This is a genomic window from Arthrobacter sp. BG3, assembly GCF_056680185.1.
In genome coordinates, this window is record NZ_CM155270.1 from 1,950,794 (window position 1) to 1,975,724 (window position 24,931).

Here is a 24,931-nt window from a genome sequence, read left to right on the forward strand (position 1 = left end):
TTCCGTCGGAGGGCGACTTTCCTGGCTAACGCTATTCGGTGGGTGCGCGGACGGCCCGGCTAGCTGAGCCAGGCATCCACAGCCTGCTGATGCGCGTCCACCCACTTCTTGGCAGCGGCCTCCGGCGTCATGCCGCCCTGGATGTCCGTGGCGACCGAGTTCTGGTCCTCGTTGGTCCATTTGAAGGCCTTGGCCAGCTTGGCCGCCGGCGAGCCGCTGTCCTCGAACTTCTTGGAGATCACCTTGTTGAGCTTGTAAATCGGGTAGTCACAGGCCACCTTTTCCGGGTTTGCGTCGCAGCCCTCACTCCACGCCGGCAGGTTGACCTTCTTGAGGGAAACCTCGGACAGGAACCACTGCGGCTCGTAGAAATAGCCCAGGAGCGGCGTTTTGTTCTGCTCCGATGTCCGGAACGACTGGATCAGGGCGGCCTCCGAGCCGGAGAACACCACCTTGTAGTCCAAGCCGAGGTTCTTCACCAGCGCCTCGTCGTTTGTGACGAAGGCGGGATCGCCGTCGAGGACCTGTCCCTTGCCGCCGGATTCGGACGTGGCGAACATCGAGGCGTACTTGTTCAGGTTTGCCCCGTCCGTGATGTCCGGGTATTTTTCTGCCATCCATGGCGCGACGTACCAGCCGATGCGGCCTTCATTGCCTGTGGGGCCGGCGTCGACTGCCACCTTCTGCTGGCTGATGTACTGTTTGGCCAGATCATCATGGCCCCAGTTTTCCATCACGACGTCAACCTCCCCCGAAGCGAAACCCTGCCAGGAGATCTGCTCGTTCAGGTCCTTCTGGACCACGGTGCAGCCAAGCTTGTTCTTCGCCACGTAGCTGTAGACGGCTGCATTCGCCGTGTAGCCCACCCAGGCGTTGAGCGCCACATTGACAGACCCGCAGGGCGCCGCACCCGCGGCGGCCGGGGCAGCAGCCGCCTGGTTCACGGAAGCACCGCCGCAGCCTGCGAGCAGCAGGGCGGCGGCAGCGGCCCCCGCAACCGCCGGGACGGTTCGTTTCAACAGCAGTCCAGCTATATTCATCGTTAGATCTCCTTGTTCGGGGTGCGGGTCTCGGGGTCAGGGTGCTGTGGTTTTCGGGGAGGGGATTTTCCGCACCGGAGTGGCTGCGGCAGCCTGGGTCATCCTGTCCAGCAGGATGCCGAGGAAAACGATGGCAAGACCAGCGGCGAGGCCCTTGCCGAAGAGCGCGCTTTGGACGAAGCCGGCGACGACGTCGTACCCGAGGCCGCCCGCGCCCACGAGCGCCCCGACCACCACCATGGCCAGAACGTAGATCAGGCCCTGGTTGGCGGCGAGGGCCAGGGTCTGCCTGGCCATCGGCAGCTGGACCTTGGTGATGACCTGCCAGGGGGTGGAGCCGCTGGCGACGGCCGCTTCGACCACCGTGGGGGAAATCGCCGAGATGCCGTCAGCCGTGATCTTGATGGCCACAGGGGCGGCGTAGATGATCCCGGCGATGATCGCCGTGAAGCGGGTGGCGCCGAAGAGCCCAAGGAACGGGACCAGGTACACGAACGCCGGCATGGTCTGGCCGGCGTCCAGCATGGGCCGCATGATCTGGTCCATCCGCTCGGACCGTCCCATGGCGACGCCGAAGACGATGCCCAGGATCATGACCACCACGGTGGCGACGAGTGTCCCGGCCAGCGTGACCATCGAGTCGCTCCAGAGGCCGAGGTAGATGATCGCGCCCAGGCACGCCGTGGTCAGGGCCGCGAGCTTCCAGCCGCCCAGGGCGTAGGCGGCCATGGCAATGACGGCCACGAGGATGTAAAAGGGGGTGTCGGTGAGCAGCGACTGGAACGGGTTGAGGATCCCGGTGGTGACGGCTTCCCGGAAGGACACGGTGAACAGGGAGAGGTTGGCCTGCATCCATTGGCTGGCCGAGCCCACCGCCTGGACGATGACCGGGCCGATGTTGAGCTCTGCCGGGAAGGCCGCTGCCCATAGCATCGTCCGGGACAGCTGCACCATAGCCAGTACCAGGACCAGGCTCACGCCCAGGAGGATGTACCTGGTCCTGCGGGAGACCCTGCGGTTCCTGGCCGCACCCGGCTCCGCGCGGCGGCTTGCCGCGGTGGTCACCCGGTCCAACACGATCGCCAGCAGCACGATGGAGAGCCCGGCGTTGACGGCCGTGCCGACGTCCAGAGACTGCAGCGCCCGGACCACGACCTGGCCGAGCCCGGGTGCTGCGATCAGCGCGGCGATGGTGACCATGGACAGTGCCGCCATGGTGCTCTGGTTGATTCCCATGACGATGGTGCGGCGGGCCATCGGAAGCTGCAGGTTGACGAGCCGCTGCAGGCCGGTTGTGCCCAGCGAATCGGAGGCTTCGCGGGTGTTCTCCGGGATGCCGCGGATGCCGTGCGCCGTCAGCCGGATCACAGGCGGGGCTGCGTAGATCACCGTGGCGATGACGGCTGACGCCGGGCCGATCAGGAAGATCAGGGCAAGCGGGGCCAGGTACACGAACGTTGGCAGCGTCTGCATGAAGTCCAGCACCGGCGTGATGACCTTGGCGACGCGGCCGTAGACGCCGGCCAGGACACCGAGCGGGATTCCTACCAGAAGGGTCAGCAGCACAGCGGTGAGGACCAGGGCGAACGTGTAGGTGGCCTCGACGAACAGGCCCTGGAAGCCGAAGAACATAAAGACGGCCACCGTCAGCACGGCGACCCGGGCGTTTCCGATCGCGAACGCGATCCAGCCCAGCACGCCCACCGTTCCGAGCCAGCCGATTTCCGGCAGGCGCAGGCCCGTGGAACTCGCCGCAAAGGTGGTGATGAACAGGTTGGCCACGGCGTCGACGGCGGCCCGCAAGGGAGTGAAGACGTACAGGAAGACGGGGTTGTCTGCGCGGTTTGCTGCCACCCAGGCGTTGAACTGGTTGAGGGAGCGGTGCAGGTCCGTCAGCTCCGAGGCAGGCAGCGTCAGGGTGGAGGTTCCATGCAGGATAACGAATCCCAGGATCCAGACGAGGGCGGCGCCTGCCAGCAGGAGGGTGCGCAGGCTGGGCCGCCGGCGGGGCTCAGGGGTGGCCGGGGCGGGCGGGACCCGGACACGGTCTCCGACAAGGGTGGACATTAGGCCGCTGCTTCCGTGGGCCGCAGCACCGACAGGATGCTGTCACGGTCGATCTGCCCGGTGATCCGCCCCGAATCCTCCACCAAGACGGGGCAGGAGGAGTGCATGACCGCCGCGATGGCATCGCGGATGATCATCCGGGAACTGAGGACCGGCGCGTCGGCCGGCGTTCCGGCCGCCACTGGCCCGGCGATCCACTTCAGGGTCAGGACATCCGCGCGGGGCACTTCGGACACAAAGTCCTCGATGTATTTGTCCGCGGGGGACCCCACCAGTTCGTCTCCCGTGCCGCACTGGACGGTCTCGCCGTTCCGCATGATCAGGATGCGGTCGCCGAGCTTGAGCGCCTCGGAGAGGTCGTGGGTCACGAAGACCATGGTCTTGCCCATTTCCTTGTGCAGCCGGATGACTTCGGCCTGCATGTCGCGGCGGATGAGCGGATCCAGGGCGGAGAAGGGCTCATCGAAGAGGATGGTGTCCGGATCGCCGGCGAGGGCCCGGCCCAGGCCCACGCGCTGCTGCATCCCGCCGGACAGCTGGTCCGGGTAGTGCTGCTCGTAGCCTTTGAGGCCCACGAGTTCGATGATCTCCCGGGCCCTGGCGTAGCGTTCGTTTTTGGCCGCCCCGCGGATCTGCAGGCCGTAGGAGACGTTGTCCAGCACGGTGCGGTGGGGCAGGAGACCGAAGTGCTGGAACACCATGGACATTTTCCGGCGGCGCAGTTCGCGCAGCTCCGCGGTGCCCGCCTGCAGGACGTCCTTGCCGTCCACCAGGACCTGCCCGGAGGTGGGTTCGATCAGCCGGGTCAGGCAGCGGATCAGGGTGGATTTGCCGGATCCTGAGAGTCCCATGACGACGAAGACCTCGCCTTTGGCGACGTCGAAACTCAGGTCGCGGACCGCCGCCACGCAGCCGGTGCGTTCCAGCAGCTCCGCGGAGTTCAGGGCCGAGAGTTCAGGGTTGTCGGGGATCTTGTCACCCCCTGGCCCGAAGACCTTCCATAGCTTGCGCACTGAGATGTCGGGACTGTTCATTGCTGTACTCCTGCCTGTGGAGGCTCGAACCAGTGGCTGGGCTTGGGATTGATGTTCTGCCAGATGTGCTTGGTTTCGCGGTACTCCGCGAGGCCCTGCAGCCCCAGCTCGCGGCCGTTTCCGGACTTGCCGAATCCGCCCCACTCAGCCTGGGGAACGTACGGGTGGTAGTCGTTGATCCACACGGTGCCGTGCCGGAGGGCCCCCGCCACCCGCTGCGCGCGGGAACCGTCAGTCGTCCAGACGGCGCCGGCCAGCCCATAGGCGGTGTCATTGGCCAGTCTGATGGCTTCCTGCTCGGTGCTGAAGGTCTCCACGGTCAGGACCGGCCCGAACGACTCCTCCTGGACGGCCTTCATGGAGGTATGGCAACCGTCCAGGATGGTGGGAGGGTAGTAGCTGCCGGTTGCCAGCTCGCCGGTGTCCGGGATGTAGCCGCCGCACAGCAGCGTGGCTCCTTCCGCGATGCCGGCCTGGACGTGGGCATGGACCTTGCCGCGGTGCGCGGCCGAGATGAGCGGGCCGGTCTCCGCGCGCTCGTCGAAGGGGCCGCCAAGCCGGATGGCCTGGGCGCGCCGCACGAGTTCGGCCACGAACCCGTCGTGGATCGATTCCTCGACGATGAGCCTCGTCCCGGCCGAGCACACCTGCCCCGAATGCAGGAACACCGCGGTGAGGGCGTTGTCCAGTGCCGACTCGCGGTCGGCATCAGCAAAGACGATGTTGGGGTTCTTCCCGCCCAGTTCCAGGGCGACCCGCTTCACGGTGTCGGCTGCGGTCTTCATGATGCTGATCCCGGTGGCCAGGCCGCCGGTAAAGGAGACCAGGTCAACGTCCGGGCTTTCGCTCAGCACGGCGCCGACCTCCGGGCCGGTGCCGGTGACGAGGTTGGCGACGCCGGGCGGCAATCCGGCCTCGAGAAGCGTGTCCATCAGCAGGATGGACGTGGAGGGAGTCAGTTCGCTGGGCTTCAGGACGAAGGTATTGCCGGCCAGCAGGGCCGGGGCCACCTTCCATGAGGCCTGCAGGAGGGGGTAGTTCCACGGCGTGATCAGTCCGCAGACCCCTACCGGGGCGTGCACCACGCGGCTGATGGTTCCGGGGTTTCCGGTGTCGATCACGCGGCCGGCGTCCGTCCCGGCGATCCCGCCGTAGTACCGGAAGCAGGCGGCGATATCGTCGATGTCGTATTCGGCCTCGACGTAGCGTTTGCCCGTGTCGAGGGCTTCGGCCCGGGCATAGAGTGCCTTGTCGCGTTCCAGCAGTTCGGCGGTGCGGAGCAGGACCTGGCCGCGGTCCTTCTCGCTGGTTCCGGGCCACGCTCCGGCGTCGAACGCGCGGCGGGCGCTGGCGACTGCTTCCGCGGCGTCGGCCGCCGTGCATTCGGCGACCTCGGCGACCTGCTCGCCGTCCGCCGGGCAGCTGATGACCCGGGTGTTTCCGGCGGCCGGTTCACGCCACCGGCCGTCCACGAAGAGGCCCCGCAGCGGTGCGGCACCGGGGCCCGTCACGGTCCGGCCGCCGGTCCCGGCCAGCTCGACCCCCTGGACGCAGCTCATGCGCGGACCACGCCGGGTGCGGCCTCGGGTGCCGCTGCAGGTGCGTGCCGGTAGAAGTCGGCGTGCTGGGGTGCCAGCGGCGTACGCCCCAGGATGAGGTCCGCTGCCTTTTCGGCGAGCATCATGACCGGCGCGTAGATGTTGCCGTTGGTCACGTAGGGCATCGCGGAGGCATCGGCCACGCGGAGCCCCGAGGTCCCGTGCACCTTCATGGTGAGCGGGTCCACCACTGCCAGGGGGTCAGCGGCCGGGCCCATCTTGGCGGTGCAGGAGGGGTGGAGCGCAGTCTCGGCGTCCCGGGCCACCCAGTCGAGGATCTCCTCGTCCGTCTGGACCGACGGGCCCGGCGAGAGTTCGCCGCCGCTGTAGGGCGCGAGGGCCGGCTGGGCAAGGATGTCGCGGGTGACCCGGATGGCCTCGACCCATTCGCGCCGGTCCTGGTCCGTGGAGAGGTAGTTGAACTGCAGGGACGGGTGCTTGGCCGGGTCCGTGGAAGTGATTTTCACGCTGCCTCTGGTGTCGGAGTACATGGGGCCGACGTGGACCTGGTACCCGTGTCTGGCGTCGGCCTTCTGGCCGTCGTAGCGGACAGCCACCGGCAGGAAGTGGAACATCAGGTTGGGGTAGGCGACGTCGTCGTTGGAACGGACGAATCCGCCCCCTTCGAAGTGGTTGGTGGCGGCCGGGCCCTTGCGGCCCAGCAGCCATTGGAGCCCGATCAGCGGGTAGCGCCAGAGGCTGAGGCTCGGCTGCATGGATACGGGCTGCGTGCAGGAGTGCTGGACATAGACCTCAAGGTGGTCCTGCAGGTTTGCGCCCACGCCGGGCAGGTCCACCACGGGCCTGATGCCGAGCGAGGACAGGTGCGCCGATTCACCGACGCCGGAGAGTTGCAGCAGCTGGGGCGTGTTGATGGCCCCGCCGCACAGCACCACTTCCTTGGCGGTGACGGTGTGCTGCCGTCCGTTCCGGCGGTAGCTGACGCCGGTTGCCGTTGTGCCCTCGAAATTGACCTTGGAAACGAGCGATCGGGTGCGCACGGTCAGGTTCTTGCGGCCCTTGTTGGGGCGGAGGTAGGCGCGGGACGCGGACAGCCGCTGGCCCTTGTGGACATTGCGGTCAAACGGGCCGAAGCCCTCCTGCCGGTACCCGTTGACGTCGTCGGTGCGCTGGTGCCCTGCTTCCCCGGCGGCCCGGAAGAAGGCCTGGAACAGGGGGTTGCGGGCCGGCCCGCGCTCCAGCACCAGGGGTCCGTCATGGCCGCGCAGGTCGTCGTCCGGCGCTGCGGCGAGCGCGGTTTCCATGCGCTTGAAGTAGGGCAGGCAGTGCGCGAAGTCCCAGGTTTCCATGCCGGCGTCGGCTCCCCAGCGTTCGTAGTCCAGCGGGTTGCCGCGCTGGAAGATCATCCCGTTGATGGAGCTGGAGCCGCCCAGCACCTTGCCGCGGGCGTGCGCGATCCTGCGGCCGTGCATGCGCGGTTCGGGGTCGGACTGGTATTGCCAGTCATAGAACCGGTTGCCGCTGGGGAACGTCAGGGCCGCCGGCATCTGGATGAAAAGATCCCACGGGTAGTCGCTGCGGCCTGCTTCAAGGACCAGCACGGTGTGCGTTCCGTCCGCGCTCAGCCGGTCGGCGAGGACCGATCCGGCGCTTCCGCCGCCGACAATCACGTAGTCGTAGCTCTCGTTCGTCATGGGGTGAATCTCCTTGGGGCGTGGTGTCGCGAGTTGTGGTGGGAGGCCTGGACTGGCCGGGGTCAGCCGCGCAGGCGCTCCATGCCCGGGTCCACCAGCGGCTCCGCTGCAATGGTGGCGGCGATCCTGGTGCCGAAGTATTCGATTTCCACAGCATCGCCCTCGGCGGCGTCGGCGGGGAGCCAGGCATAGGCGATCGGGCGCTGCACCGTGTAGCCGTAGGCGGCACTGGTCACGTAACCGGCGGCTTCGCCTTTGAAATACACGGGTTCCTTGCCCAGCACCACGGAGGTGCCGTCGTCGACGGTCAGGCAGCGCAGTTGCTTGGACGCGGGCGTTGCCCGACGCCGGGTGAGCGCATCGGCGCCCACGAAGGACTCCTTGGTCTTGGCGATCGAGAAGCCCAGGCCCGCCTGGTACGGCTCGTGTTCGGGCGTCATGTCGGTCCCCCAGAGCCGGTATCCCTTTTCCAGGCGGAGGCTGTTGAAGGCACCGCGGCCGGCGGCGATGATGCCCTGCTCCTGGCCGGTCTCGAAGAGGAGGTCCCAGAGCTTCAGTCCGTGTTCGGCGGTGGTGTACAGCTCCCAGCCCAGCTCCCCCACATAGGACAGGCGCATGGCCGTGACGGGGATGCCGCCGATCCGCACCTGCTTGGTGCGGAAGTACCGCAACCCGTCATTGCTGAAATCGTCGGTGCTGACCTTGGCCATGACTTCCCGTGCCTGCGGACCCCAGAGGCCGATGCAGCAGGTGGAGCCCGTGATGTCGCGGACCTGCACCCACTGGCTGGCGTCCGCGGCGGTCTGGTTCCGGGCCTCGCGGGTGAAGTAGTCGAGGTCGATGTTGCCGTTGGCACCGACTTGGAACGAGGTCTCGGTGAGCCGTGCGATCGTGATGTCGCTGCGGATGCCGGCGTCGTCGTTCAGCAGCAGGCAGTAGGTGACGGCGCCGGGCTTCTTGTCGATCTGGCCGGCACTGAGCCGTTGCAGCAGGGCGAGGGCGCCGGGTCCGCTGACTTCGAGCCGCTTGAGTGCAGTCATGTCGTAAAGTGCGACGGCGGTACGCGTCTTCCACGCCTCGGCCGCGGAAATGGGCGAGCTGAACTTGGCCGCCCAGGGGCCGCGTTCCGGCGCCCGCCATTCGGCCGGCATCTCCTCCAGCAGGTTCCGGTTGGCCTCGAACCAGTGCGGGCGTTCCCAGCCGCCGGCCTCGAGGAAGAATGCTCCCAGGTCTTTCTGCCGGCAGTTGAACGGGCTGACGCGCAGGTCCCGGGGGGATTCGCGCGGCTGCAGGGGGTGCAGGATGTCGTAGATTTCGGCGAAGTTCTGCTGGGAGGTTTCGCTGACGTAGCTTTCGGCGGTCTGGACGGCCTCGAAACGGGTGACCTCGCATTCGTGGAGCGGGGTGCGGGACTGGCCCTCGATCAGCAGTTCGGCGACCGCGCGGGCCACACCCGCCGAGTGCGTCACCCAGACCGCTTCCGCGACGTAGAAGCCGTCAAGCTCCGGCGCCTGCCCGATCAGCGGGCCGCCGTCCGGCGTGAAGGAGAAGATGCCGTTGAAGCCGTCGGCGATCTCCGCGCCGCGGAGTGCCGGCAGCAGCTGGCGACTGTCCTCCCAGCAGGGCAGGAAATCCTCCGCGGTGAATTCGAGCCGGGACGGCATCCGGTGCTCGGACATCTGCCCGGGAGCCACCTCGGGCAGGGTGGCCAGGTCCACGGGCATGGGCCGGTGGGCGTAGGAGCCGATGCCGATCCTGTCTCCGTGCTCACGGAAGTAGAGGTCCTTGTCCTGGTGGCGGAGGATGGGCATGCGCGCGCCGTTGGAGGGGTCCAGCGGATTGGTGCCGAGGTTCGTGCCCACCAGTTCCGGCACCGTGGTGGTCTTGACGTACTGGTGGGCGAGCGGCAGCAGCGGAACGGCCATGCCGGCCATCGCGCCGATCTTGGGACCCCAGAAGCCGGCGCAGGACACCACGATGTCGGCCGGGACCACGCCGTCGGGAGTCTGGACGCCGGTGACCTTTCCGCCGGACTGCTCGATCCCGGTGACCGGTGTTGATCCGAGGAACGTGACGCCGGCTGCGGTGGCCTTGCGGATCAGGAGCTGGACGGCTCGGGCTGCCGAGGCGAGGCCGTCCGAGGGGACGTAGAGTCCGCCGAGCACCATCTCCGTGTTCAGCAGCGGGTAGTAATGCTTGGTGCACTCGTCGGGGTCGATGATGCGGCCTTCGATGCCCCAGGAGCTGGCGTAGCCGAGCTTGCGTTTGAGGTCTTCAAGCCGTTCCGGGGTGGTGGCGATCTCCAGTCCGCCCACCTGGTTGAAGCAGGCGGCGCCCTCCTCGCTCAGGGAGAGGAGCTTGTCCACCGTGTAGGCGGCGAACTGCGTCATGGTCCTGGACGGGTTGGTCTGGAAGACCAGGCCGGGTGCGTGCGACGTGGAGCCGCCGGCGAGGCCGAGCGGTCCCTGCTCCAGCACGGTGACGCTGGTCCAGCCTCGGGTAGCCAGTTCGTCCGCCAGATTCGCACCGACTATGCCGGCACCGATGATAACGACGCGGGGTGTAGCGCTCATACAGGAGCTCCTGTTCGTGACTTGCTGCGTGCGTGGACGGTGCCCGCTCGGGGCCCCGGTGTGGCTCTAGCGGAAGACGACGGTCCGGCAGCCGTTGAGGAGGACGCGGTGCTGGCAGTGCCATTTCACCGCTCGGGACAGGGCGATCGCTTCGGCGTCGCGCCCGGCCGTTACCAGGGATTCCGGGTCGACGCTGTGGTCCACCCGGAAAACTTCCTGCTCGATGATCGGTCCCTCGTCGAGGTCCCCGGTGACGTAGTGGGCAGTGGCCCCGACGAGCTTGACGCCGCGCTCGTAGGCCTGGTGGTAAGGCTTGGCGCCTTTGAACCCGGGGAGGAAAGAATGGTGGATGTTGATGGCCCGGCCGTTGAGTTTTCCGCAGAGGTCGTCGGAGAGTACCTGCATGTACCGTGCCAGGACCACGACGTCCGCCTCGTAGTCGTCGACGAGTTCCAGCAGCCGGGACTCCGCCTGGGCTTTGGTGGCTGCGGTTACCGGCACGTGGATGAAGGGAAGTCCTGCGGCTTCCGCCATCGGACGCAGGTCCTCGTGGTTGGAGACGACGGCGGCGATGTCCGCGCCCAGGCTCCCGGCGCGCCAGCGGAAAATCAGGTCATTGAGGCAGTGGCCGAACTTGGAGACCATCACCAGGATGCGCTGCGGCCGGTCGTCGTGGAAGGTGTAGGTCATGCCGAATTCGCCGGCGATTTCGGCGAAGTCGGCGGACAGGGAACCTGACGTGCTGTCCTGATCGATGCTGCTGGCGCCGCCGGCCGCGGTTCCGGTGAAGGCGGTGCGCAGAAAGAGCCTGTTGCTGACGTGGTCGTCAAACTGCTGGTGTTCGGCGATGTCGAAACCGCGCATCGCCAGGAAGCTGGACACCGCATGGACGATTCCACTGCGTTCGGGACAGGCCACGGTGAGGACGAACGGTGTCGCCTGCTGCCCGGATGCCGCCCGGGGCTGCCCGGCGGGGGCCGCGGAACGGGGGCGTTCCTGCAGCTCGTTGCTCAGTTGAAGGGTCAAAAACTTCACCTCTCGGCTTGTAGCGGAGTAGTGCCTGGTGGTGCCTAGACGTGACCGTTGATGCTCAGGCCCGGTGGAAGGTTGGGCGTCTCGCTGGACTCCTCGACCATGATCTGGCCGTCCACGACAGAGACCTTGTGGACCCGCACAGGCAACTTGGCCGGCGGCGAGTCAACTTCACCGGTGCGGAGATTGAACTTGGAAGCATGAAGCGGACACTCCACTTCGCAGCCGTCCACCCAGCCGTCCGCGAGGGACGCATCCTGGTGGGTGCAGGTGTCGTCCAGGGCGAACAACTCGCCGTCCTCCGTGTGGAACACGGCGATCGGGGGGGAGGTGTCGAGCCGGACGGCGTCTCCGGGGGCCAGTGCGGCGAGTGGACAGGCGATGTGCATCTGATAAACCTCTTTCCCGGTTGAAGGGCCCAGCCCGGTCGGCGGGTTGTGCCATCATCAACGGCGATCACAATACGCAACAGAGTGATCTATGCCACTCTCCCTTGTCAAGGGTTTGCCTATTGATGAGGCGGGCCCTTGACACTCCCCGTGGCATGCGCCACGCTGTTTCGCATACAGAGAGTTGTTGCGCTATACGCAATTTGTTGCACTTAGTAACGGGAAGGCAGCCATGCAGACACTGGCAATAGTGGGGGCATCCCTGGCGGGAATCTCGGCCGCCCGCTCCGCCCGCGCCCAGGGCTTCACCGGAAGGCTGGTCATCATCGGGGACGAGGCGCACCGGCCCTATGACAGGCCGCCGCTGTCCAAGGATTTCCTGGCGGGAAAAGTCACTCCTGGACACCTCCTGCTGGAGAATGCCGGTGAGGGCGACGCCGCAGACCCGCTGCAGGCCGAGTGGATGCTGGGCCGGGCTGCCCGCAGTCTGGACGCAGCTTCCCGGAGGGTCACCCTCGACGACGGCTCCGTAATAGCGGCCGACGGCGTCGTCATCGCCACCGGGGCATCCGCCCGGACCTTGCCGGAACTTGCCGGTCTGGCAAACGTCTTTACCCTGCGCACCCTGGAGGACGCGCAGGACCTCGCACCCGAACTGGTGCCCGGAACGCGGCTCGTCATCGTAGGCGCCGGGTTTATCGGGGCCGAGGTGGCCTCCACCGCCCGCGCCCTTGGGGTTGAGGTCACGGTCATCTGCAGCGGCACCGTTCCGCTCAGCCGTCCGCTGGGCGTGGAGATGGCGGCCACCCTGGCTGCGTTACATGGCATTAACGGGGTGGAGCTGGTTTGTGACGCTACCGTTGCGTCCTATTACAGCGGCGAGGGAGTGGTCAGCGGGCTGCGGCTGGCGGATGGCCGTTACCTGCCCGCCGACGTCGTCCTGGTGGCCATCGGCGCCGTGCCCAACACCGCCTGGCTTGCCGGCTCCGGGATCGAACTCGGCGACGGCGTCCTGTGCGATCCGATGGGCCGCACCAATGTTCCAGGCGTGGTGGCCGTCGGCGACTGCGCCGCCTGGCTGGACGAGGAATCCGGAAGGCACCGCCGCGTGGAGCACTGGAGCTGCGCCACGGAGCGCCCCTCGCTCGCCGTGACCGCGCTGCTGGATCCCGGAGCCGCCCGCCAGCCGCTGAACCTGCCGTATTTCTGGTCCGACCAGTACAACGTGAGGATCCAGTTCGCCGGCCAGGCACGTGACACCGATCGGGTGTCCATCGAGGCCGGAGACACCGCAGCGCACAGCTTCCTGGCCGTCTACTACCGTGGCGGCGAGCCGGTGGCCGTCCTCGGTGCCAACCAGCCGCGCCTGTTCAACAAGTGGAAGCGGCAGCTCAACGCTGCACGATCGGCGAGCACCCCGGCCGCCGCAGGCCACGCCGGCGCCGGCCCAGCCAGCGTTGCCGCAGCAGGCGCTACGCCAGCGAGCCCCACCCCAACCAGCGCGGCCCCCACATGCGCCGCCCGGCCTGTACTGGCAGTATCCGCCAGTTTCGCCTGACCCCCTACCGCCACACCCCCGACGTCAGTCACCGCAGAGGAGTAACGAATGACCACCGAAGTCTTCACGCCCAGCCTGATCCCCACTCTCCCGGGCCAGGCATACGTCAGCGAAGAGATCTTCCGCGCCGAGCAGGAGCGAATTTTCGAGCAGATGTGGTTCTGCGCAGTGCGGTCCGCGGACCTGGACAAGCCCGGGGCCTGGCGGACGGCGCAGGTGGGACGCGAGAGTGTGCTGGTCAGCCGCACCCGCAAAGGCGGCATCCGCGCCTTCTACAACGTGTGCCGGCACCGGGGCGTCAAGCTGTGCATGGAGGAGCAGGGCGAAGCTGCGCGCTCATTCCAGTGCCCGTACCACGCCTGGACCTACGACTTCGAAGGCAAGCTCATTGCGGCCCCCAACCTGACCAAGATGCCGGATATCGACCGGGACGAGTACGGCCTCGTCAAGGTCCACACCCGCGAGTACCTCGGATACGTTTGGGTCTGCCTGGCCGACGAGCCGCCGTCGTTCGAAGAGGACGTTATGGGTGCCATCGAGGAACGCCTCGGGGACCTGCAGGCGGTGGAGGACTATGACATCGCCAACCTGAGCCTGGGCCGCCGCATCAGGTACGACGTCAAGGCCAACTGGAAGCTCATCATCGAGAACTTCATGGAGTGCTACCACTGCGCCACCATCCACCCCGAGCTCACCGAAGTGCTGCCTGAATTCGCCGACGGCCTGGCCGCCCAGTACTTTGTGGGCCACGGCGCCGAATTCGGCGAGGACATTAAGGGCTTCACCATCGACGGCTCGGAAGGGATGGACCGCATTCCCGGCGTGGGCGAGGACCAGGACCGGCGCTACTACGCCGTGACCATCAAGCCCACGGTCTTCGTCAACCTGGTTCCGGACCACGTGATCATCCACCGCATGTTCCCCATGGCCGCGGACCACACCATTGTTGAATGCGACTGGCTCTACCTTCCCAGCGTCGTGGAAAGCGGAAAGGATGTCAGCGCCTCGGTGGAACTCTTCCACCGCGTGAACGAACAGGACTTCGACGCCTGTGAGCGCTGCCAGCCGGCCATGGGCTCGAAAGTCTATGCCAAAGGCGGGGTGCTGGTCCCCAGTGAGCACCACATCGGCGCTTTCCACGACTGGGTCCAAGCGCGGGTGGGCGAGGTTACCCCGGGCCACTGAGCGCTGCCCCTGCAGCCGGAGCCCGTCGAAACCCTTGTTTCGGCGGGCTCCGTCTCTTTCTACCGCCGGGTGTAGCCCATGTTCTTACTGATCTGGAGCCCAGCCTGCTTCAGTGCTTCCGGGAGCCCGGGCGTTTGGTCCGGATCAAATCGGAAGGCCGGCCCGGAGATGCTGACGGCGCCGATCACTGCTCCCATATGGTTGTAGACCGGCGCGGCAATGGCGTTGAGCCCGATCTCGAACTCTTCGCGGACGACGCAGTAGCCGTCGCGGGAAATGTCGAGGAGCTGGTTCTCCAGCTTGCTCCGGCTGGTTACGGTGCGTGGGGTCCGGGCGGGCAGCCCCGCCTCCGTCAGGATCCGATCCCGCTCATCCGCGGAGAGCGCCGCCAGCAGGACCTTTCCGCTGGAGGTTGCATGCAGCGGGGTCAGGCTGCCCACCCAGTCGTAGGTGGCGAGCGTCGACGGCCCCATGGCCTGGTCCACGTTGACCGCGTAATTGGACCGCAGCACTGCCAGGTTCACGGTTTCCTTAAAGTCCTCAGCCAGGCTTTCCAGGACGGGCCGGCCCTCCCGGACAATGCTGAGCCTGCCGGGAACGGAGCTTGCCAGCCGCAGAATGCCGAAGCCGAGCTGGTACTTTCCCCGTTCACTGTTCTGGTGGACGATGTCCCGGCTCACCAGCGAGCCGAGCAGCCGGGACACGGTGGACTTGTGGATGCCCATCTCCTCGGCTATTTCGCTCACCCCGGCCTGGCCGTCCCGGGCAAGGATCTCCAGCACGGCAAGTGCCCGGTCCACGGACTGGACGCCGCCGTGCTGCGCGCCATCAGGCCCGGTATCGGATTCGGGGTCAGTGTTGGAAGCCATGATTCATACTAACGAGTAGTTTCTGCGGCTAGAGCACGCTGCGGACGGCCTGTTCAAAGCTTCTGACGTGCTCCACCGCGAGCTGGGCGGCGCTTTCCGCATCGCCGGCCGCAATGGCCTCCAGCAGTTTCACGTGCTCGGTGACGTGTCCTTCCACCGAGGGAAGCTTGTCCAGCACCAGGCACCAGATGCGCGTCGCCAGGTTGTCGTAGCGGATCAGGGTGTCTTCCAGGTGGGGGTTGCCCGCGGCGCGGTAGATCAGCCGGTGCACGGTCAGGTCGTAACGCATGAGCTCGCGCTTGTCGCGCGGCGTGGTGTCGATGCCGGAGATGGTCCGGGCCACCTCCCGGAGCTCCGCGCGCATATCTGCGCTGGCGTTGGTTGCGGCGCGGCGGGCCGCCAGCGGCTCCAGCAGCTCGCGGATATCAGAGACATCTGCCAGTTCAGTGATGTCAACAATGGTGGCGAACGTTCCCCGGCGGGGGTAGGAGACAACCAGGTGGTCAACTTCCAGGCGCTTGATGGCCTCCCGGACCGGGGTCCTGCCCACCCCGAGCTCTGCGGCCAGCTGGCCGTCGTTGATCGGGGCGCCGGGCTTGATCTCCAGCATGATCAGCTTGTCCCGCAGTCGACGGTAGGCCGCCTCGGCCAGGGAGATCTCCCCCTCCTCGGGTGCCGGCATGAGGTGTGCTGCGCTCAACGGATGTCCCCTTCCCCAGCGGCCCGTCCGGCCGTTATGGCCGCGAACCTATTGACTCTCTTGTGACTTCCATCATACCATTGTTCACACACTGATATATCAATTAGTCAGAAGTAGTATTTCAAAGGAGCAGTCGAATGGTTGGGCAGCTGAATCACCGGTTATCAGAAGTGGACATCGAAGTGGCGGAAGCCGTGGACAGGGAACTCCTGCGCCAGCAGTCCACCCTTGAGATGATCGCCTCGGAGAACTTCGCCCCTGCCTCGGTCATGGAGGCGCAGGGCTCGGTCCTGACGAACAAGTACGCCGAGGGCTACCCGGGCAAGCGCTACTACGGCGGCTGCGAACACGTTGACGTGATCGAACAGCTCGCCATCGACCGGGTCAAAGCCCTGTTCGGCGCGGAAGCCGCCAACGTCCAGCCCCATTCGGGCGCCCAGGCCAACGCAGCCGCCATGTTTGCCCTGCTGGAACCGGGCGACACGATCATGGGCCTCTCGCTGGCGCACGGCGGACACCTCACCCACGGCATGAAGATCAACTTCTCCGGCAAGCTCTACAACGTGGTCCCGTACCACGTGAGCGAACACAGCCACCTGGTGGACATGGCCGAAGTCGAGGCCCTGGCCCTAGAACACCGCCCCAAAATGATCGTGGCCGGCTGGTCGGCCTACTCCCGGCAGCTGGACTTCGCCGAGTTCCGCCGGATCGCCGACCTCGTGGGCGCCTACCTCATGGTGGACATGGCCCACTTCGCCGGCCTCGTCGCCGCCGGGCTGCACCCGAACCCGGTGCCCTACGCCGACGTCGTCACCACCACCACGCACAAGACCCTCGGCGGCCCGCGCGGCGGGGTGATCCTGAGCAAGGAGGAGTACGCGCGCAAGATCAACTCCGCCGTGTTCCCCGGCCAGCAGGGCGGCCCGCTGGAACACGTGATCGCGGCCAAGGCCGTTGCCTTCAAGATCGCCGCGTCCCCGGAGTTCAAGGAACGCCAGGAACGCACCCTTGAAGGCGCCCGCCTCCTCGCCGCCCGGCTCCTGAAGGATGACGTCGCGGCCGCCGGGATCTCAGTGGTCAACGGCGGTACCGACGTGCATCTGGTCCTGGTGGACCTGCGCAACTCGGAGCTGGACGGACAGCAGGCCGAAGACAGGCTGCACCAGATCGGCATCACGGTCAACCGCAACGCCGTTCCCTTCGACCCCCGCCCTCCCATGGTCTCCTCCGGGCTGCGGATCGGCACCCCCGCCCTGGCCACGCGCGGCTTCGGCGCCCGGGAATTCACGGAGGTGGCGGACATCATCGCCTCCGCCCTCACCTCACCGGCAACAGAGAACACACTCAGCGACGAAACCGCCGGCGGCCTCCGCCGACGCGTCAGCGCCCTGGCGGGACAGTTCCCGCTGTACCCGCACCTTGGCGGGACGACGGCGGCGCCGGCGCTTGAGGCAGAACTGATTGGAGCAGCACAATGAGCACGGAACAGCTTCCGGAGCACCCGGAATTCCTCTGGCGCAACCCGGAGCCCAAGTCCTCCTACGACGCCGTGATTGTGGGCGGCGGCGGGCACGGCCTCGCCACCGCCTACTACCTGGCCAAGAACCACGGGATGACCAACATCGCCATCCTGGAAAAGGGCTGGCTCGCCGGCGGCAACATGGCACGGAACACCACGATCATCCGCTCCAACTACCTCTGGGACGAGAGCGCGGCCATCTACGAGACAGCGCTGAAGCTGTGGGAGATCCTGCCGGAGGAACTTGAATACGACTTCCTGTTCAGCCAGCGCGGGGTGATGAACCTGGCCCACACCCTGGGGGATGTCCGCGAGAGCATGCGCCGCGTCGGGGCCAACAAGCTCAACGGCGTCGACGCCGAGTGGCTGGACCCGCAGCAGGTCAAGGAACTCTGCCCCATCCTGAACATCAACGACAACATCCGTTACCCGGTCATGGGCGCGACGTACCAGCCCCGCGCCGGCATCGCCAAGCACGACCACGTCGCCTGGGCGTTCGCCCGCAAATGCGATGAGCTCGGTGTGGACATCATCCAGAACTGCGAGGTCACCGGCTTCCTCAAGGACGGGAACCGCGTCGTCGGCGTCAAGACCAGCCGCGGCACGATCCACACCGAGAAGGTCGGCCTCTGCGCGGCCGGACACAGCTCGGTGCTCGCGGAAATGGCCGGTTTCCGGCTGCCCATCCAGTCCCACCCGCTCCAGGCCCTGGTGTCCGAACTCCACGAGCCCGTCCACCCCACGGTGGTCATGTCCAACCACGTTCACGTCTACGTCTCCCAGGCCCACAAGGGCGAACTGGTGATGGGCGCCGGCGTCGACTCGTACAACGGCTACGGCCAGCGCGGATCCTTCCACGTGATCGAGCACCAGATGGCAGCCGCCGTCGAGCTCTTCCCGATCTTCGCCCGGGCCCATGTGCTCCGGACCTGGGGCGGGATCGTGGACACCACCCTCGACGCCTCCCCCATCGTCGGCACCACCCCGGTGGAGAACATGTTCGTCAACTGCGGCTGGGGAACCGGCGGATTCAAAGGCACCCCGGCTGCCGGAATGACCTTCGCGCACACCATCGCCACCGGAACACCGCACACCCTCAACAAACCCTTTGCCCTCGAGCGCTTCGAAACCGGCGCCCTGATCGACGAACACGGCGCGGCCGCCGTGGCCCACTAGAAAGAGGTACGGACATGCTCCTGATTCCCTGCCCCAACTGCGGCCCCCGGGACGAGACCGAATTCCACTACGGCGGCCAGGCCCACATCGCCTACCCCGAAAACCCGGCGGAACTCACGGACCGTGAATGGGCCGAGTACCTGTTCTACCGCGACAACACCAAGGGCGCCTTCGCCGAGCGCTGGCTGCACAGCACCAGCTGCCGCCAGTGGTTCAACATGCTGCGCGACACGCTCACCTACGACATCCAGGCCGTGTACCCGATGGGCCAGCTTCGCCCCGCCACCGGACCCACCGCCCCCACCGTCACCACCCCCGTCTCCCCCGAAGGAGCCATCAAATGACCGCTCAGCCGCAGCCCGCGCGCCTCAGCGCCGGCGGACGCATTGACCGAAGCGTCACCTGGCGCTTCACCCTGGACGGCCGTGAATACACCGGCCACCCGGGCGATACCCTCGCCTCCGCCCTGCTGGCGAACGGCCGGATCGCCGCCGGCAACTCCCTGTACGAGGACCGCCCCCGCGGCATCATGTCCGCCGGCGTCGAGGAATCCAACGCCCTCGTCAAGGTCGCCGCCCGGTTCCCGGGCCACGTGGCCGAGTCCATGCTCCCCGCCACCACGGTGACCCTCGTGGACGGGCTCAGCGCCGAACTCCTCAACGGACTCGGAAAGCTGGACCCGGACGAGGACCGCGCCGAGTACGACAAGAAGTACGTCCACACCGACGTCCTCGTGGTCGGCGGCGGCCCCGCAGGCCTGGCCGCGGCCCGCGAGGCCGTCCGTGCCGGCGCCCGCGTCATCCTCATCGATGACCAGCCTGAGCTGGGCGGGACGCTGCTGTCCGGATCCACCGCTCCGGAACTGGCTCAGAGCATCGAAGGCAAACCCGCCCTGGACTGGGTGTCCGACGTGGAAGCCGAGCTGATCTCCGGCCCCGAGTGCACGGTCCTGAACCGCACGTCCGCCTTCGGCTCCTACGACGCCAACTACGTCATCGCCGTCCAGAACCGCACCGACCACCTCTCCAGCCCTGCCGCCCCCGGCGTATCCCGCCAGCGGATCTGGCACATCCGCGCCGCCCAGGTCATCCTGGCCCCGGGCGCCCATGAACGCCCGCTGGTCTTCGAGAACAACGACCGCCCCGGCATCATGCTCGCCTCCGCGGTCCGCAGCTACCTCAACCGCTACGCGGTGGCCGCCGGCACGCGCGTGGTCATCAGCACCACCAACGACAGCGCCTACGCCCTGGCCGCGGACCTGGCGGCCGCCGGCATCCGCGTCGAAGCCGTCGTGGACGCCCGCCCGCAGCTGAGCGAAACAGCCGCCGCAACCGCCGCCGCCGGCACCCGGGTGCTGATCGGCAGCGCCGTCGCCGACACCGCCGCTGCCGGCTCCGGCGACGGCCGGCTCGCCGGCGTCACCGTCCGGAGCATCAACGACGACGGCGAACTCACCTCCGGCGTCGAAGAAATCGCCTGCGACCTGCTCGCTGTCTCCGGCGGCTGGTCCCCCGTGGTGCACCTGCACTCCCAGCGCCAGGGCAAGATCCGCTGGGACGATGACCTGGCCGCCTTCGTGCCCAGCAGCATCGTCCCCAACCAGCAGGTGGCCGGTGCCGGCCGCGGCAGCTTCGACCTCGAAGACTGCCTGACGGAGGGCATCTCCGCCGGGGCAGCGGCTGCCGGCGCCGCCGGCTTCGCGTCCGCCGTCGAACCCTCCGCACTTTCCGAGCCGAAGGCGTCCGCCCCGACCCGCCAGCTCTGGCTGGTGCCCGGGCAGGAAGGCGGCCCGGATGACTGGCACCACCACTTCGTCGACTTCCAGCGCGACCAGTCCGTGGCCGACGTCCTGCGCTCCACCGGCGCCGGCATGCGTTCGGTGGAACACGTCAAGCGCTATACCTCGATCAGCACCGCCAACGACCAGGGCAAGACCTCCGGGGTGAACGCGATCGGCGTCATCGCGGCGGCACTGCGGCAGGCCGGCGAAGCGTCCCGGGGCATCGGGGAAATCGGCACCACCGCCTACCGCGCCCCCTTCACCCCCGTGGCGTTCGCCGCGCTGGCCGGGCGCCAGCGCGGGGAGCTCTTCGACCCGGCCCGGCTGACTTCCATCCACCCCTGGCATGCCGCCCGCGGTGCCCTCTTCGAGGACGTCGGGCAGTGGAAGCGTCCCTGGTACTACCCGCAGGCCGGTGAGGACATGGACGCCGCGGTGCTGCGCGAATGCGCCGCGGTCCGGGAATCGGTGGGCTTCATGGATGCCACCACGCTGGGCAAGATCGAGATCCGAGGCAAGGACGCGGGCGAGTTCCTGAACCGCATCTACACCAACGCGTTCAAGAAGCTGGCGCCGGGTTCGGCCCGCTACGGCGTGATGTGCACCCCCGACGGCATGATCTTCGACGACGGCGTCACGCTCCGCCTCGATCCGGACCGGTTCTTCATGACCACCACCACCGGCGGCGCCGCCAAGGTCCTGGACTGGCTGGAGGAATGGCTGCAGACCGAATGGCCGGAACTGGACGTGCACTGCACCTCCGTCACGGAACAGTGGACCACCATCGCCGTCGTCGGGCCCAAGTCCCGCGCCGTCGTGGCGAAACTGGCCCCGGAACTGGCGGCCGACGGCGGCCTCGAGGCTGAGGCTTTCCCGTTCATGACGTTCAAGGAAACCACCCTCGCGTCCGGTGTCCGGGCCCGGATCTGCCGGATCTCCTTCTCCGGTGAGCTGGCCTACGAAATCAACGTCCCGTCCTGGTACGGGCTGAACACCTGGGAGTCCGTGGCAGCAGCCGGTGCGGAATTCAACATCACCGCCTACGGCACCGAAACCATGCACGTGCTGCGAGCGGAGAAGGGGTACCCGATCGTCGGCCAGGACACCGACGGGACCGTGACCCCGCAGGACGCCGGCATGGAATGGGTCGTCTCCAAGGTCAAGGACTTCATCGGCAAGCGGTCCTACGCCCGCAAGGACGCCGGCCGCACCGACCGCAAGCACCTGGTCAGTGTCCTTCCCGTGGATGGCACGATCCGGCTGCCGGAGGGCACCCAGCTGGTGGAGCAGGGCATCACCGTCAATCCCGCCTACGGCCCCGTTCCGATGCAGGGATTCGTGACCTCGAGCTACCACAGTGCGGCGCTGGGCAGATCGTTTGCCCTCGCCCTGATCAAGAACGGCCGCAACCGCATCGGCGAAACCCTGGTGGCCGCCGCCGGGGACCAGCTCGTGGACGTTGTCGTCGCAGAAACCGTACTTTTTGACTCCGAAGGGGCCCGCAAAGATGGCTGACACAGCAGCACTCGAAAATTCCAAGAAGATCCAGACCCTCCGGAAGAGTCCGGCGTCGCCGCTCAGGACAGCCTTCGAGGCCGGATCCGTGGCCGGCACCGTGGAGCTGCGGGAAGTGCCGTTCCTGACCATGGCCGGGCTCCGGGTCGACCCGGCCGGCGACGCCGGGGAACGGCTCGGCACCCTGACCGGCGCCCTGCCGTCCGCGTCAGGGGAGGTCACCGGCAGCGCCAGCACCGCAGTGCTGTGGCTGGGTCCGGGCGAATTCCTGCTCGTGGCCCCCGCGGAATCCCATGAAAGCCTGGGCGGAGACCTGCCCGGCGCGCTGGTCGAGGCCCTGGGCGACGGCGCGGGCCAGGTGGTGGATCTCTCCGCCAACCGCACCACGTTCGAGCTCTCCGGTCCCCGGGCGCGGGCTGTCCTGGAGAAGGGCTGCTCCCTGGATCTGCACCCCCGCGTCTTCACCGCCGGCACGGCGCTCTCCACGGAGATCGGCGGCATCCCCGCCATTCTGTGGAAGACCGCGGAGCAGAGCTACCGGATCTTCCCGCGGGCCTCCTTCGCCCAGTTCCTTGGGCGCTGGCTCCTGGACGCCATGCGCGAATACGCGTCCCCCGAGGTCCCCTGATGGCCCTCAGCGTCCTGGATCTGTTTTCTGTTGGCATCGGGCCGTCCTCCTCCCACACAGTCGGCCCGATGCGGGCGGCCAAAAGGTTCGCCGACGGCCTCAAAAGCGATGGGCAACTGAGCGCGACCGCGAGGGTGCAGGCCGAACTCTTCGGTTCCCTCGGCGCCACGGGCCGGGGCCACGGCTCGGACAAGGCCGTGGTCCTGGGCCTCCAGGGCCAGGCCCCCGAAACGGTGGACACCGGAACCGCCGATGACCAGGTGGCGGCCGCCGCCCTGGACGCCGAACTCCGGATCGGCGGGGACCACCGGGTGGACTTCAACTGGGACGAGGACGTGGTGCTGCACCGCCGCAAGTCCCTGCCGGCCCACCCCAACGGCATGACCTTCCGGGCACTGGACCACACCGGGACAGTGCTCACGGAACGCAGCTACTACTCGATCGGCGGCGGCTTCGTCGTTGACGGCACCGCACAGGGCGCTGACCAGGTGGTGGCGGATGACACCGTGCTGCCGTACCCCTTCACCACAGCCGACGAGCTCCTGGCAATCTGCCGGCGGGAGGACATGTCCATCTCCGACGTCATGCTCGCCAACGAACTCGTTTGGCGCAGCGAAGCCGAACTCCGGGACAGGCTCCTGGCACTGTGGGCGGTCATGCGCGAATGCGTGGACAACGGCTGCGCTGCCGAGGGAGTCCTCCCGGGCGGGCTGAACGTCAAACGACGCGCCCCGTCCCTGTTCCGGACGCTGGCAGCATCAGCGGTCAGCGCCGACGCGGCAGCCCGGAACCCCTCCCCGGTCCAGGTGCCCGCCGACCCGCTGCTCGCCATGGAATGGGTGAACCTGTTCGCCCTGGCCGTCAACGAGGAGAACGCCGCAGGCGGGCGGATCGTCACCGCCCCCACCAACGGCGCCGCAGGCATCGTGCCGGCCGTGCTGCAGTACTACATCAAGTTCGTCCCCGGAGCCAACGACGACGGCGTCATCCGCTTCCTGGTCACGGCCGCCGCCGTCGGTATCCTGTTCAAAATCAACGCCTCCATCTCCGGGGCCGAGGTCGGCTGCCAGGGCGAAGTCGGCTCAGCCTGCTCCATGGCGGCCGCCGGACTCTGCGAAGTCCTCGGCGGCACCCCCGCACAGGTCGAAAACGCGGCCGAAGTCGGCATCGAACACAACCTCGGACTGACCTGCGACCCCGTCGGCGGACTGGTGCAAATCCCCTGCATCGAACGCAACGCCATCGCCAGCGTCAAAGCCATCAACGCCGCCCGTCTCTGCCTGCACGGGGACGGCAGCCACAAAGTATCGCTGGACAAAGCCATCAAAACCATGCGGGAAACAGGAGCGGACATGAAAACCAAATACAAGGAAACCTCCCGCGGAGGCCTCGCCGTGAACGTCATCGAGTGCTGAGCGTGGATACCTTGAACAGCACCGCGAATAGCCCCGCCGTCGATTACGTTCTGACCCTCGATTGCCCGGAGACCCGGGGAATCGTGCACGCCGTGTCCGGCTTCCTGCTGGAGCAGGGCTGCGACATCCTGGAGAGCAAGCAATTCGACTCCCAGGACGACGGCCACTTCTTCATGCGGCTCCACTTTGCCGCGTCCGGAGAGGCCCCCGGCGGACCGGCCACCCTCGATTCGCTCCGCGAGGCCTTCGGACCCGTGGCCGAAAAGTTTGGCATGCAATGGCACCTCCGGGCCCAGGGGACCAAATGCCGGGTCCTGATCATGGTGTCCAAATTCGAGCACTGCCTCAACGACCTGCTGTTCCGCGCCCGCATCGGCGAGCTGCCCATCGACATTGTCGGGGTCGTCTCGAACCATCCGGACCACCGGGGGATCGTGGAATGGCACGGCATCCCCTTCTTCCACGTGCCCGTCACGGCAGCCACCAAACCGGCGGCCGAGGAGACCCTGATGGAACTCGTCGACCGGCTCGACGTGGAACTGGTGGTGTTGGCCCGCTACATGCAGGTCCTCAGCGACGATCTCACCCGCCGCCTCGATGGCCGCGCCATCAACATCCACCACTCCTTCCTGCCCAGCTTCAAGGGCGCCAAGCCCTACCACCAGGCCCACGCCCGCGGCGTGAAGACCGTCGGCGCCACCGCCCACTACGTCAACGCGGAGCTCGACGAGGGCCCGATCATCTCCCAGCAGGTGGTGGAGGTGGACCACACCTACACCGCCGAGGACCTCGTCGCCGCCGGACGGGACACCGAGCGCAAAGCACTCTCCAACGCCGTCCGCTGGCACTGCGAGGGACGCGTCTTCCTCCAAGGCAACCGGACCGTCGTGCTGAAATAGCGGCGGATCCCCCGTTCCCTGCGGGGGTCCCGCCGTGGCACACTGGGGTGACTATCGAGTGACTGGGGGGATTCCAAGTCAGGAGATTGTCATGGGCATTCTGATGCACCCCCGCGCTGCCGGCTGTCGGTCGGCGGTGAACAACTCATGATGATCGGCTGGGCCTACCTCATGGCCGCAATTATGACCATCGACGCGCTCCTGCTGGGACTGCTGCTGATGAACGTCAAGTGGCCCAAGCAGTGGAAGTAGCACAGCGAAAATATCTGACGCCCCGGAAGTAATTTTTGTGCGTGGTC

General features: G+C 67.2%; 19 protein-coding genes. 9 read left to right on the forward strand and 10 right to left on the reverse strand.

The window, feature by feature from the left end; all coding sequences use genetic code 11:
• Positions 1–59: 59 nt before the first annotated feature.
• The 8 genes from AC1MFL_RS08675 to AC1MFL_RS08710 form a co-directional block, all read right to left on the reverse strand.
• The gene (locus AC1MFL_RS08675) at positions 60–1,040 is read right to left on the reverse strand and encodes an ABC transporter substrate-binding protein (RefSeq protein ID WP_479814826.1); all 981 of its coding nucleotides are present in this window, start codon (positions 1,038–1,040) and stop codon (positions 60–62) included.
• 36 nt (positions 1,041–1,076) lie between these two features.
• The gene (locus tag AC1MFL_RS08680; RefSeq protein ID WP_479814828.1) at positions 1,077–3,107 is read right to left on the reverse strand and encodes an ABC transporter permease; all 2,031 of its coding nucleotides are present in this window, start codon (positions 3,105–3,107) and stop codon (positions 1,077–1,079) included.
• Positions 3,107–4,141 (reverse strand): quaternary amine ABC transporter ATP-binding protein, encoded by a 1,035-nt coding sequence (locus AC1MFL_RS08685; RefSeq protein ID WP_479814830.1) that lies wholly within the window; start codon positions 4,139–4,141, stop codon positions 3,107–3,109. Before AC1MFL_RS08685 ends, AC1MFL_RS08680 begins: the two co-directional genes overlap by 1 nt.
• A complete protein-coding gene (locus tag AC1MFL_RS08690; protein WP_479814832.1) occupies positions 4,138–5,700 on the reverse strand; it encodes an aldehyde dehydrogenase family protein in 1,563 nt (520 codons plus the stop codon). Before AC1MFL_RS08690 ends, AC1MFL_RS08685 begins: the two co-directional genes overlap by 4 nt.
• Positions 5,697–7,394 (reverse strand): choline dehydrogenase, encoded by a 1,698-nt coding sequence (gene betA, locus AC1MFL_RS08695; protein WP_479814834.1) that lies wholly within the window; start codon positions 7,392–7,394, stop codon positions 5,697–5,699. Before betA ends, AC1MFL_RS08690 begins: the two co-directional genes overlap by 4 nt.
• A gap of 62 nt (positions 7,395–7,456) precedes the next feature.
• The gene (locus tag AC1MFL_RS08700; RefSeq protein ID WP_479814836.1) at positions 7,457–9,967 is read right to left on the reverse strand and encodes a GcvT family protein; all 2,511 of its coding nucleotides are present in this window, start codon (positions 9,965–9,967) and stop codon (positions 7,457–7,459) included.
• Positions 9,968–10,033: 66 nt separating this feature from the next.
• Entirely contained in the window at positions 10,034–10,981 is a 948-nt protein-coding gene (purU, locus tag AC1MFL_RS08705; RefSeq protein WP_479815398.1) for a formyltetrahydrofolate deformylase, read from the reverse strand.
• Positions 10,982–11,037: 56 nt separating this feature from the next.
• A complete protein-coding gene (locus AC1MFL_RS08710; RefSeq protein ID WP_479814838.1) occupies positions 11,038–11,388 on the reverse strand; it encodes a bifunctional 3-phenylpropionate/cinnamic acid dioxygenase ferredoxin subunit in 351 nt (116 codons plus the stop codon).
• 232 nt (positions 11,389–11,620) lie between these two features.
• On the opposite strand from AC1MFL_RS08710, the gene AC1MFL_RS08715 reads away from it, so the two are divergent.
• Positions 11,621–12,946, forward strand: coding sequence for an NAD(P)/FAD-dependent oxidoreductase (locus tag AC1MFL_RS08715; RefSeq protein ID WP_479814840.1), 1,326 nt, complete (start codon positions 11,621–11,623; stop codon positions 12,944–12,946).
• A 48-nt stretch (positions 12,947–12,994) separates the two neighbouring features.
• Complete coding sequence (locus tag AC1MFL_RS08720; protein WP_479814842.1) at positions 12,995–14,131, forward strand: aromatic ring-hydroxylating oxygenase subunit alpha; 1,137 nt, start codon at positions 12,995–12,997, stop codon at positions 14,129–14,131.
• Between the two features lie 59 nt (positions 14,132–14,190).
• Here AC1MFL_RS08720 and AC1MFL_RS08725 read toward each other — a convergent pair whose 3' ends face one another.
• Complete coding sequence (locus AC1MFL_RS08725; protein WP_479814843.1) at positions 14,191–15,000, reverse strand: IclR family transcriptional regulator; 810 nt, start codon at positions 14,998–15,000, stop codon at positions 14,191–14,193.
• A gap of 28 nt (positions 15,001–15,028) precedes the next feature.
• On the reverse strand, positions 15,029–15,682 hold the full coding sequence (locus tag AC1MFL_RS08730) for a GntR family transcriptional regulator (protein ID WP_479815400.1): 654 nt from the start codon (positions 15,680–15,682) through the stop codon (positions 15,029–15,031).
• 155 nt (positions 15,683–15,837) lie between these two features.
• On the opposite strand from AC1MFL_RS08730, the gene glyA reads away from it, so the two are divergent.
• Genes glyA through purU (AC1MFL_RS08765) form a run of 7 tightly spaced genes read left to right on the forward strand, consistent with a single transcriptional unit; the run spans position 15,838 to position 24,632 of the window.
• The gene (gene glyA, locus AC1MFL_RS08735) at positions 15,838–17,178 is read left to right on the forward strand and encodes a serine hydroxymethyltransferase (RefSeq protein ID WP_479814845.1); all 1,341 of its coding nucleotides are present in this window, start codon (positions 15,838–15,840) and stop codon (positions 17,176–17,178) included.
• Positions 17,175–18,395 (forward strand): sarcosine oxidase subunit beta family protein, encoded by a 1,221-nt coding sequence (locus tag AC1MFL_RS08740; protein WP_479814847.1) that lies wholly within the window; start codon positions 17,175–17,177, stop codon positions 18,393–18,395. Before glyA ends, AC1MFL_RS08740 begins: the two co-directional genes overlap by 4 nt.
• 14 nt (positions 18,396–18,409) lie before the next feature.
• The gene (locus AC1MFL_RS08745) at positions 18,410–18,739 is read left to right on the forward strand and encodes a sarcosine oxidase subunit delta (protein WP_479814849.1); all 330 of its coding nucleotides are present in this window, start codon (positions 18,410–18,412) and stop codon (positions 18,737–18,739) included.
• Positions 18,736–21,690 carry a 2Fe-2S iron-sulfur cluster-binding protein gene (locus tag AC1MFL_RS08750; protein WP_479814851.1) on the forward strand — a complete coding sequence of 985 codons (2,955 nt, stop codon included), beginning with the start codon at positions 18,736–18,738 and terminating at the stop codon, positions 21,688–21,690. Before AC1MFL_RS08745 ends, AC1MFL_RS08750 begins: the two co-directional genes overlap by 4 nt.
• Positions 21,683–22,318 carry a sarcosine oxidase subunit gamma gene (locus AC1MFL_RS08755; protein ID WP_479814853.1) on the forward strand — a complete coding sequence of 212 codons (636 nt, stop codon included), beginning with the start codon at positions 21,683–21,685 and terminating at the stop codon, positions 22,316–22,318. Before AC1MFL_RS08750 ends, AC1MFL_RS08755 begins: the two co-directional genes overlap by 8 nt.
• A complete protein-coding gene (locus AC1MFL_RS08760; protein ID WP_479814854.1) occupies positions 22,318–23,733 on the forward strand; it encodes an L-serine ammonia-lyase in 1,416 nt (471 codons plus the stop codon). Before AC1MFL_RS08755 ends, AC1MFL_RS08760 begins: the two co-directional genes overlap by 1 nt.
• Positions 23,727–24,632: a formyltetrahydrofolate deformylase gene (gene purU, locus AC1MFL_RS08765; RefSeq protein WP_479814855.1), complete on the forward strand. Its 906-nt coding sequence runs from the start codon at positions 23,727–23,729 to the stop codon at positions 24,630–24,632. The genes AC1MFL_RS08760 and purU (AC1MFL_RS08765) overlap by 7 nt, the downstream gene beginning before the upstream one ends.
• The last annotated feature ends 299 nt before the right edge of the window (positions 24,633–24,931 follow it).